The sequence below is a fragment of the Caulobacter sp. SSI4214 genome, from assembly GCF_012184455.1.
GTDB lineage: Bacteria > Pseudomonadota > Alphaproteobacteria > Caulobacterales > Caulobacteraceae > Caulobacter > Caulobacter vibrioides_E.
The window spans coordinates 1-8834 of record NZ_SZWJ01000132.1 but is presented as its reverse complement, the minus strand read 5'-3'; the positions used below and the strand labels follow the sequence as shown (position 1 = coordinate 8834).

Here is an 8834-nt window from a genome sequence, read left to right as displayed (position 1 = left end):
GCCGGGTGAACACTGTCGCCATGGCCTAGAACTTCGCCGAACAGCACGCCGACGAGGAGCGCCACGGCCGCGCCGCCCTCGGCGACGAGATGCGCGCCCGGCCCGTCGGCGCGCAGGTCGCCGGCGAAGTCCACGAGAAAGAAAAGGGTCGCGGCCAGCTGCAGGATCACGATGACCGCGATCATCGTGATCCTGTGCTCGAGGGCGCGCCGGCGACTGTTCATCGCCGGACTTTTAGCGCCGCCCCGGAAGCATGGCCAAGACAATCCGCCGGCCGCTCCGCCGCGTCTCGAAGACCACGCCGGCGATGTGCAGCACGATCAGGACGTAGAGCAGGTTCACCGCCGCCTCGTGGACTTCGGCCAGGGGACCTTCCTCTTCGCGACCCTCGCCGGCCTCCTCGCGTTCGCCGGTCTCTTCGCGTTCGCCAGTCGCTTCGCGTTCGGGGGGCTCCCGGTCGAGTGCCGCGGCGGCGAAGGGACGCGCGTCCGTCGCCGCGCGGGGCTTGTCGGGCGCGGCGACCATCAGAACGCCGGTGACGACGATGGCGGCCAGCGTGCTCCAGATCGCGTAGACCATCAGCGCGCCCAACGGATTGTGCGAGGCGTGCTCGCTTCGACGCCCCTCGGCGATCTCCCGGATATGATCCAGGGCCCGGCCCGGGCTGGGCGGAAAGGCCGAGAACCGCGCCTCCGGCGGACCGATCACGCCCCAGAGCAGGCGCAGGGCCAGGGTCGCGGCCAGGGCGTAGCCGACCCACACGTGGGGTCCGGATCCTTCCTCCGTGATCAAGCCGTTGGCCAGGACGGCCCCGACGATGGTCCAGTGGGTCAGCTTGACGACCGGGTCCCAGCGGCGGGGCGCGGCCGTGACCGAGGTTTCGGCCTCAGTCGCGGTCATGACGCTTTTCCCCGCGATGGTCGTCGTCGCGCCGGTCGCGGTCGCGATCGTCGTCCCGTCGCGTCTTGCTCGCGCCGGCCGCCTTGGGCTGGTCGGCGGGCTTGGCCTTGGCCGTCGGGGACGAAGGGGCGGCGGGCGGGCGCGGCTTGTCTGTCGAGGGTCTGGCCTCGTCGGCGAGCGTCGTCGTCGCGAGGAACAAGGTCAAGGCGGCGCCGACGAGGGCCGCGCGGGGGTGATGGTTCATGAGGACTTCTCCCGTGTCGAGAACGAGAGAAGCGATGCGCCGGGCGGGGCGGCGCGACCATGGGCGGGCGGCTTACGCCCCCGCCCATAAGCCTGTGCTTACGCCTCGGCCATCGCCTGGCCGCGCACCAGGGCCGCGTAGGTGTCCATCAGATCCAGCGACAGCTTGCCGGGGGTGAACGTGAACTCGCCCACTTCCGACACCGGCGTGACCTCGGCGGCGGTGCCGACGATGAAGCACTCGGTGAAGCCCGAGAGCTCTTCCTTCTGGATGTGGCGTTCGACCACCGCGATCCCCTTGCCCTTGGCGATGTCGATCACCGTGCGGCGGGTGATGCCATCGAGGAAGCAGTCGGGCTTGGGCGTGTGCAGCACGCCGTCCTTGACGAAGAACACGTTGGCGCCGGTCGCCTCGGCCACGTAGCCGCGATAGTCCAGCATCATCGCGTCGGCATAGCCGTCCTTCTCGGCGGCGTGCTTGGAGATGGTGCAGATCATGTAGAGACCGGCGGCCTTGGCGGCGACCGGGGCGGTCTTCGGGTCCGGACGCTGATACTTGGCCCAGGTCAGGCGGATGCCCTTGGCCTTGGTGGCCGGGTCGAAATAGGACGGCCAGTCCCAGACGGCGATGGCCACGTGGATCTTCGTCTGCTGCGCCGAAACGCCGATCATTTCGCTGCCGCGCCAGGCGATCGGACGAACGTAGCAATCCGTGAGGCCGTTCTTGGCCGCGGTCGCCTTGCAGGCCTCGTCAATCTCGGCCACCGTGTAGGGGATCTTGAAGTCGAGGATCTCGGCCGACTTGAACAGGCGCTCGGTATGCTCGGTCAGCTTGAAAATCTCGCCGCCGTACATCCGCTCGCCCTCGAACACGGAGGAGGCGTAGTGCAGGCCGTGCGTGAGTACGTGCACCTTCGCCTCGCGCCAGGGAACGAACTGGCCGTCCAGCCAGATCCATCCATCACGATCGTCGAAGGGAACCAGAGACATCGGCCCAAGACCTCCTTATTGAGAACCCGGCCCTTAGACGCCCCGGGGGCGGACGCGTCAAATAAAATGGACTCCTCGCGATGATAGCGCCGCTGCAGCCTGGTTCGGACGACCCCCGTCTGATCCTCCGCGAGGAGGAACTCGACGGCGGGCTGGAGCTGATCCTGCTGGCGGAGGCCTCGCTGTGGGCGGCGGTCGACGCGGCGCTGGAGAGCGAAGGCCTGGGCCGCTCGCACTGGCGAGCGACGTTCCTGCTGCGCCGCCGGCCCGGCATCGGGGTGCAGGACCTGTCCAGGCTGACCAGCCTGTCGAAGCAGGCCGCCAGCCGCACCCTGGCCGACCTGGAGAAGGCGGGCCTGGTCGAACGCCTCTCCGGCGACCTGGACGGCCGGCGGCGGCCGGCCAGCCTCACGCCCGAGGGCATGGCGTTCGAACAGCGCACCGCCGAGCGTCTGCGCGCCCTGCTGGCCCGGGCCTATCGCACCGGCGGCCTCGACGGCGTGGCCGGCGCGCGGCGGATCCTGGCGGCCCTGGCCGGTCCCCGCCAGGGCGTCGGGGCGGCGCGACGGACCGTGTCATGACGCCCGAAGAGCGCCGCGAACGCCACATCCTGGTCGTCGACGACGACGATCGCCTGCGCAAGCTGATCAAGGAATTCCTCGGCCGGGCCGGCTTCCGCGTCACCGCCGCCTCGAACGCGGCCGGGGCCGACCGGCTGTTCGAGGCCCTGGATTTCGACCTGATGGTCCTGGACGTGATGATGCCCGGCGAGGACGGCTACGCCTTCACCAAGCGCCTTCGGACCAAGGGCGGCGAGAGCGGCCGCACGCCGATCCTGATGCTCACCGCGCGCGACCAGACCGCCGATCGCATCGAGGGCCTGTCCAGCGGCGTCGACGACTATCTGGGCAAGCCGTTCGAGCCCCAGGAGCTGCTGCTGCGCATCGAGGCGATCCTGCGCCGCTCGACCGCCCGGCCGACGGGTCCGAAGGCGGCGCTTTCGCTGGGCCGCTGCGCGTTCGAGCCCGAGCGCGGCGAACTGACCTGCGACGGCGAGACCGTGCGCCTGACCGAGGCCGAGGTCACGCTGCTGCGCCGCCTGGCCCGCGCCGCCCACGAGCCCGTCGACCGTCTGGAACTGGCGCGCGACACCGCCGACGCCACCGGCCGGGCCGTGGACGTGCAGGTCACGCGCCTGCGCCGCAAGATCGAGCCGGACCCGAAGAACCCCCGCTATCTGCAGACCGTGCGCGGGGTGGGATACAGGCTGGCGCCGGATTGACGGATGCGCCTTCGCACCAGGCTCTATATCCCTCGCGTCATCAAGCGTCTGCTGCCGACCTCGCTGTTCGGACGCAGCCTGCTGATCATCATCCTGCCCGTGGCCGTGATGCAGATCGCCGTGACCTGGGCGTTCTTCGACGCGCACTGGCAGGCGGTGACGTCGAAGCTTTCGGAGGGGCTGGCCGGCGACATCGCCTGGGCGGTGCAGTCCTACGAGGACGATCCCAGCCCCGCCGCGGTCGAGAAACTGGCCAAGCGGGCCGAGGACTCGATGTCGCTGTCGATCGCCTTCCAGAAGGGCCGCAAGCTGCCGACCGGCCACCGCCCGTCGCTGTTCGCGGCGCTGGACCGCTCGCTGCAACACGCGCTGGAGGACCGGCTCGACAACCCGTTCTGGTTCGATACGACCCGCTATACGGCCTATATCGACATCCGCGTCCAGGTTCAGGGCGGGGTCTTGCAGATCTACGCCCTGCGTGATCGCGCCTACGCGACCCAGGGCCATATCTTCATCCTGTGGATGGTGGTGGCGACGCTGCTGCTGACGGCGGTGGCGATCCTGTTCATCCGCAACCAGGTGCGCGCCATCGAGCGCCTGGCCGACGCCGCCGACGCGTTCGGCCGGGGCGAGGACAACGACTTCAAGCCGCATGGCGCGCGCGAGGTGCGCCAGGCCGCCCAGGCCTTCCTGGCGATGAAGGCCCGGATCGTCCGCCACATCGAGCAGCGCACGGCCCTGCTGGCCAGCGTCAGCCACGACCTGCGCACGCCGCTGACCCGGCTGAAGCTGGAAATGGCCCTGTCGGAGCCCAGCGAGCAGATCGAGGCCATGAAGGGCGATCTGGCCGAGATGGAGCACATGATCGACGAGTACCTGGCCTTCGCGCGCGGCGAGGGCGGCGAGGCCGCCCAGGTCGTCGATCTGGCCGAGCTGGTCGAGGGAGTGGTGGCCTCGGCCGAGCGCGCCGGCGCGGCGATCGAGACCCAGATCGCGCCGGGGCTGGAGGCGCGCCTGCGACCGCTGGCCTTCCGCCGGGCGCTGGCCAACCTGATCGACAACGGCCTGGCCCACGCCCGCCATGTTCGCGTCAGCGTCGCGCCGCGCCTGACCGGCGGGGTCGAGATCGCCGTCGACGACGACGGGCCGGGCATCCCCGAGGATCGCTACGAGGAGGCCTTCAAGCCGTTCTCGCGCCTCGATGACAGCCGGAACCAGAACGAGAAGGGCGTGGGCCTGGGCCTGGCCATCGCGCGGGACATGGCGCGCGGCCTGGGCGGCGACCTGGTGCTGGCGCGGTCGGCGCTGGGCGGTCTGAGGGCGTCGATCCGTCTGCCGGGATGATCCTCCCCCGCGCCGCGGGGGAGGATCTAGAACCCCGCGCCGATCTTGCCGAGCTGCTCGGCCATCTGCTTCAGGCGCTTGTCGAGCTCGGCCATGGTGCGGTTGAGGGCGCCTTCGTCGTCGCGCCAGACCTGGACGGCGCGGGCCCAGACGGCGGTCATCGCCGCCAGGCGCGCGGCGGTGGCCTCGACGCCGGCGGCTTCGAGGATGGCGCGGGCGGTCTTGGGGAACCGGATCGCCGCGAGCAGCGGGCCGTCGGCCTTGGCGATGGCGATCAGCGCCGCGCGGTGCGGCTCCATCGCCTCCAGGCGCGCCATGGCCGCGTCGAACAGGCGATCGTGGACCGGCGTGCTTTCGGCATAGTCGACGCCGAGGGCCGCGCGGTCGAAGCGGGCCGACAGGTGAGCCAGCACGCCGCGCTTGCTGTCGGCGGCGGCGTAGAGCTCGGCGAACGGAACCTCGGCCTTGGCGGCGATGTCGCGCAGGGCGATGGCCGGCCAGGGCCGGTCGGCCGCCAGGGCCAGGGCGGCGGCGGCGGCGCGGTCGAGAATATCCTCTCGGAGGGGCGAAGCGGCGGTCATGAGAGTCACATGGTCGCCGAAAGCGACGAGAGCAAGACAGTCAGCCGCCCAGTTCCTTGGAACGGGTCACGGCGGCTTCCAGCGCCTTGGGCAGCAGGTCGCCAAACCCGCCCTCGCCCATCAGCACCGACAACGCCGCCGCCGTCGTGCCGCCGGGCGACGTCACCTGCTTGCGCAGCTCGGCCGGCTCCTCGCCGCCGCGCGCCATCAGGGCCGCCGCGCCGATGATGGTCGCCCGCGCCAGGCGGGCGCTGTCGGCCGCGTCCAGGCCCTGGGCGGCGCCGGCGGCCTCCAGCGCCTCGACGAAGGCGTAGAGATAGGCCGGCGCCGAGCCCGACACGGCCGTCGCCGCATGCATCAGGTCCTCGCTCGGCAGATCGACTACCGTCGCCACCGGCGCGAACAGGGCGTGGGCCGCCGCTCGCGCGTCGGCGTCGTCGGCGAAGATCGACGCCGTGCCTTGGCCGATCGCCACCGCCGTCGTCGGCATCACCCGCGCCACGCGCCGGCCGCCGAACGCCTCGGCGATGTCGGCCGCGCGGACGCCGGCGGCGATCGAGACGATGATGGCGTCGGCCGCGAGATGCGGGACGATGTCCCTGACCGCCTCGCGCCAGATCTGCGGCTTCACGGCCAGCAGCACGGTCTTGGCCGCGGCCAGGGCCTCCGGCGCCGGATTGACCAGAGCGCCCTCGAAGGCGGCGGCGTCGATATTGGGATCGCGGATGATCAGGTCGGCGGCGGAAAAGGCCCCCGCGTCGCGCCAGCCCTCGGCCAGGGCCCCGCCCATGCGGCCCGCGCCGAGAAGGAGAATGGGGGTCATAAGGATTACCTCTCGCAGCCCGCTCCTTCTCCCCTTGCGGGAGAAGGTGTCGCGAAGCGACGGATGAGGGGTCGCACAGCGGCGTCCATCAAGCCTATCGCGCGTCGAAGGCGAAGAAACCCCTCATCCGACCTGCTTCGCAGGCCACCTTCTCCCGCAAGGGGAGAAGGGAAGTCCAGCTTAAATCAGGCCTGTCCCACCGTCTCGAACATGCAGGCGGCCATGGCCTGGTCCGGGGTCTTGGCGCCCTGGAGCAGGAATTCGAAGGCCGGGAAGAAGCGGTCGGCGGCTTCCACCGCCGCGTCGATCATCGAGGCGGCCTGGGCCATGGTCGGGCGCTCGCCGGCCGGCAGGGCCAGGGCGTGGCGGAACACCACCTCGCCATCCTCGGTCCAAACCTCGAAATGGCCCAGCCAGACGCGCTGGTTGATCAGGGCCAGGAGCTCGTAGGCGTTGGCGCGCTTGGATTTCGGGGCGCGGAGATCCAGCGACAGGCACAGCTGCAGGCAGTCGGCCTCGGGGCGCCAGGCGAACCACAGCTCGTAGTCCTTCCAGTCGCCTCGGAGCGCGAACGCCAGGTCGCCGTCCTCGGTGCGATCAAAGGTGAGATTTTCGGCCGACAGCACATGTTCGACCACCTCTAGGGGGTCGAGAGCCATCAGGACGTCGTCGTCTTCCGGTTGGGTGTCCATGAAAAACCTACGTCCCCGCCCGCGACGGCGGGGGTCGCCCCCGCTCTGAATCGCTCACGTCCTCGGGGACACTAATCTGCTTCGTTGCGTTCGTCTCAACCCGCTTCACGTCCGGAGCGAGCGACGAATCACCTATTCGCCTGAACTCGCGGTTTTTTTGGCGGGCGTCTTCTTGGCCGCCTTCAGCGCCGCGACCTCTTCGCGCAGCGCCGCGACCTCGGCCTTGAGCGCCTCGAAATCGTCGCGGCGGATCAGGTCGAACTCAGCCGCCAGGCGGTCGGCCTGGGCCCGCATCGCGGTTTTCGCCTCTTCTCCGGCCGTTTGGGCGATGCCCATGGCCGCCTGGGTCAGCTTGGCGAATTCGTCGAGGAAGGGGTTCTGGCTATGCATGTCCGGTCCATGCCCGAGGAGGGGCGCGCCTTCTTATATGGGAAACGGGGGATGAAAGCGAAGCCCGAAGGCTATAGAGGTGCGACGATCTGTCCGCACGGAGCCCGAGCGTGATCTTCCCGAACATCGACCCCGTGGTCCACATCGGGCCCCTGGCGCTGCAATGGGGCCCGCTGGCCCTGCGCTGGTACGCCCTGGCCTATGTGGCCGGCATTCTGTTGGGCTGGCGCTACGCCATCCGTCTGACCCGCACCGAAAGCGTCTGGGGCGGCCGCCAGCCGACCGCCAACGCCCTCCAGATCGACGATCTGGTGCTGTGGATCACCCTGGGCATCATCCTCGGGGGGCGGCTGGGCTATATTCTCTTCTACATGCTGATGAACGGCGACCAGCGCGCCTGGCTGTTCTCCCACCCCCTGGACGTCTTCAAGATCTGGGAAGGCGGCATGTCGTTCCACGGCGGCTTCCTGGGCGTCTGCGTCGCCATCGTGCTGTTCTCCCGCAAGAACGGCATCGACATGCTGAAGCTGGGCGATCTGGTCGCCCCGGTCGTACCGATCGGCATCTTCTTCGGCCGTATCGCCAACTTCATCAACGGCGAGCTGTGGGGCCGGACGACCGACGTCCCCTGGGGCATGATCTTCTGCAACGAGACGATCAAGGCCGCCAATCGCGGGACCTGTCCGGCGGGTCCGTATCCGCGTCACCCCAGCCAGCTGTACGAAGCGGGGCTGGAAGGCCTGATGCTGTTCCTGATCCTGGCCTTCTGCGTCTATCGCCTAAAGTGGCTCCAGCGGCGCGGGGCGATCGTCGCCGCCTTCCTGATCTCGTATGGCCTCTTCCGCCTGTCGCTGGAGAACGTGCGCAATCCGGACATCGGCATGCCGGCCTTCCCGCTGGGCCTGACCATGGGGATGATGCTGTCGACGCCGATGCTGCTGGTGGGCGGCTGGCTGCTGTGGAAGGCGCTGAAGGCGCCGATCCAGCCCGTCGGCGAGGACGATCCGGGGGCGCATGAGCCTGCTTGATCGCCTGAAGGCCCAGATCGCCCAGGACGGGCCGATCGGCGTTCCCGAGTTCTTCACCCGCTGCCTGCACGACCCGCGCGACGGCTACTACGCGACCCGTCCGGAGCTGGGCGCTGGAGGCGACTTTATCACCGCCCCGCTGGTCAGCCAGATGTTCGGCGAGCTGATCGGCCTGTGGGCGATCGAGACCTGGATCCGCATGGGTCGCCCCGCGCCGTTCCGCCTGGTCGAGATGGGTCCCGGCGACGGCGCGCTGATGAGCGACCTGCTGCGCGCCGCGCGCGTGGCGCCGGACTTCCTCGCGGCGTCCGACCTTTGGCTGGTCGAGGTGTCGGCGCCGCTGCGCGCCCAACAGAAGGCCCGGCTGGGTGACACGCCCCGCTGGGTCGACCGGCTGGACGAAGTCCCGGCCGGCGCGCCGATGATCCTGGTCGCCAACGAGCTGCTGGACTGCCTGCCGGCGCGGCAGTTCGTCCGAACGAAAGACGGCTGGGCCGAGCGGGTGATCGGACTGGACGACAAGGGCGAGCTGGCGTTTGGGCTGCGGCAGCTTTCTCCTCC

12 protein-coding genes and 1 pseudogene are annotated in these 8834 nt (G+C 69.8%); 5 read left to right on the top strand and 8 right to left on the bottom strand.

From position 1 onward, the window contains the following. The 4 genes and pseudogenes from FCU40_RS21825 to FCU40_RS21810 all read right to left on the bottom strand — a co-directional run. Positions 1-224 (bottom strand): annotated as a pseudogene (locus FCU40_RS21825) (hypothetical protein); the annotation flags it as partial. 10 nt (positions 225-234) lie between these two features. Continuing rightward, positions 235-900, bottom strand: coding sequence for a cytochrome b/b6 domain-containing protein (locus FCU40_RS21820; RefSeq protein ID WP_168077842.1), 666 nt, complete (start codon positions 898-900; stop codon positions 235-237). Continuing rightward, the gene (locus FCU40_RS21815; RefSeq protein WP_168077840.1) at positions 887-1144 is read right to left on the bottom strand and encodes a hypothetical protein; all 258 of its coding nucleotides are present in this window, start codon (positions 1142-1144) and stop codon (positions 887-889) included. Before FCU40_RS21815 ends, FCU40_RS21820 begins: the two co-directional genes overlap by 14 nt. Positions 1145-1242: 98 nt before the next feature. After that, positions 1243-2133 (bottom strand): branched-chain amino acid aminotransferase, encoded by an 891-nt coding sequence (locus FCU40_RS21810; protein ID WP_168077839.1) that lies wholly within the window; start codon positions 2131-2133, stop codon positions 1243-1245. Positions 2134-2213: 80 nt separating this feature from the next. On the opposite strand from FCU40_RS21810, the gene FCU40_RS21805 reads away from it, so the two are divergent. From FCU40_RS21805 to FCU40_RS21795, 3 genes are read left to right on the top strand one after another with little or no spacing between them, the layout of a single operon-like run. Next, positions 2214-2714 (top strand): MarR family transcriptional regulator, encoded by a 501-nt coding sequence (locus FCU40_RS21805; protein ID WP_004618661.1) that lies wholly within the window; start codon positions 2214-2216, stop codon positions 2712-2714. After that, positions 2711-3415, top strand: coding sequence for a response regulator (locus FCU40_RS21800; protein ID WP_168077837.1), 705 nt, complete (start codon positions 2711-2713; stop codon positions 3413-3415). Before FCU40_RS21805 ends, FCU40_RS21800 begins: the two co-directional genes overlap by 4 nt. 3 nt (positions 3416-3418) lie before the next feature. Beyond that, positions 3419-4759 carry an ATP-binding protein gene (locus tag FCU40_RS21795; protein ID WP_168077835.1) on the top strand — a complete coding sequence of 447 codons (1341 nt, stop codon included), beginning with the start codon at positions 3419-3421 and terminating at the stop codon, positions 4757-4759. A 26-nt stretch (positions 4760-4785) separates the two neighbouring features. Here the strand turns inward: FCU40_RS21795 and FCU40_RS21790 are convergent, their stop codons facing one another. The 4 genes from FCU40_RS21790 to FCU40_RS21775 all read right to left on the bottom strand — a co-directional run bounded on the left by FCU40_RS21790 (position 4786) and on the right by FCU40_RS21775 (position 7245). Then, positions 4786-5340 carry a TetR family transcriptional regulator gene (locus FCU40_RS21790; RefSeq protein ID WP_168077834.1) on the bottom strand — a complete coding sequence of 185 codons (555 nt, stop codon included), beginning with the start codon at positions 5338-5340 and terminating at the stop codon, positions 4786-4788. Between the two features lie 40 nt (positions 5341-5380). After that, positions 5381-6163: a pyrroline-5-carboxylate reductase gene (proC, locus tag FCU40_RS21785; RefSeq protein WP_168077832.1), complete on the bottom strand. Its 783-nt coding sequence runs from the start codon at positions 6161-6163 to the stop codon at positions 5381-5383. A 185-nt stretch (positions 6164-6348) separates the two neighbouring features. After that, a complete protein-coding gene (locus FCU40_RS21780; RefSeq protein WP_004618671.1) occupies positions 6349-6855 on the bottom strand; it encodes a YbjN domain-containing protein in 507 nt (168 codons plus the stop codon). A 132-nt stretch (positions 6856-6987) separates the two neighbouring features. Further along, the gene (locus tag FCU40_RS21775) at positions 6988-7245 is read right to left on the bottom strand and encodes an accessory factor UbiK family protein (RefSeq protein ID WP_168077830.1); all 258 of its coding nucleotides are present in this window, start codon (positions 7243-7245) and stop codon (positions 6988-6990) included. Positions 7246-7355: 110 nt separating this feature from the next. Between FCU40_RS21775 and lgt the strand changes: the two genes are divergently transcribed. Together lgt and FCU40_RS21765 are read left to right on the top strand one after the other, a co-directional pair. Next, positions 7356-8273 (top strand): prolipoprotein diacylglyceryl transferase, encoded by a 918-nt coding sequence (gene lgt / locus FCU40_RS21770; RefSeq protein WP_168077828.1) that lies wholly within the window; start codon positions 7356-7358, stop codon positions 8271-8273. Next, on the top strand, positions 8260-8834 hold a 575-nt coding region (locus FCU40_RS21765), incomplete at its 3' end, for an SAM-dependent methyltransferase (protein WP_175582103.1). The genes lgt and FCU40_RS21765, both read left to right, overlap by 14 nt.

Bases quoted from the DNA above. Each gene is read 5' to 3' on its own strand.
- FCU40_RS21775 (WP_168077830.1), bottom strand. From the start codon at position 7,245: ATGCATAGCCAGAACCCCTTCCTCGACGAATTCGCCAAGCTGACCCAG.
- FCU40_RS21800 (WP_168077837.1), top strand. From the start codon at position 2,711: ATGACGCCCGAAGAGCGCCGCGAACGCCACATCCTGGTCGTCGACGAC.
- proC (WP_168077832.1), bottom strand. From the start codon at position 6,163: ATGACCCCCATTCTCCTTCTCGGCGCGGGCCGCATGGGCGGGGCCCTG.
- FCU40_RS21790 (WP_168077834.1), bottom strand. From the start codon at position 5,340: ATGACCGCCGCTTCGCCCCTCCGAGAGGATATTCTCGACCGCGCCGCC.
- FCU40_RS21780 (WP_004618671.1), bottom strand. From the start codon at position 6,855: ATGGACACCCAACCGGAAGACGACGACGTCCTGATGGCTCTCGACCCC.
- FCU40_RS21805 (WP_004618661.1), top strand. From the start codon at position 2,214: ATGATAGCGCCGCTGCAGCCTGGTTCGGACGACCCCCGTCTGATCCTC.
- FCU40_RS21815 (WP_168077840.1), bottom strand. From the start codon at position 1,144: ATGAACCATCACCCCCGCGCGGCCCTCGTCGGCGCCGCCTTGACCTTG.
- FCU40_RS21795 (WP_168077835.1), top strand. From the start codon at position 3,419: ATGCGCCTTCGCACCAGGCTCTATATCCCTCGCGTCATCAAGCGTCTG.
- FCU40_RS21810 (WP_168077839.1), bottom strand. From the start codon at position 2,133: ATGTCTCTGGTTCCCTTCGACGATCGTGATGGATGGATCTGGCTGGAC.
- FCU40_RS21820 (WP_168077842.1), bottom strand. From the start codon at position 900: ATGACCGCGACTGAGGCCGAAACCTCGGTCACGGCCGCGCCCCGCCGC.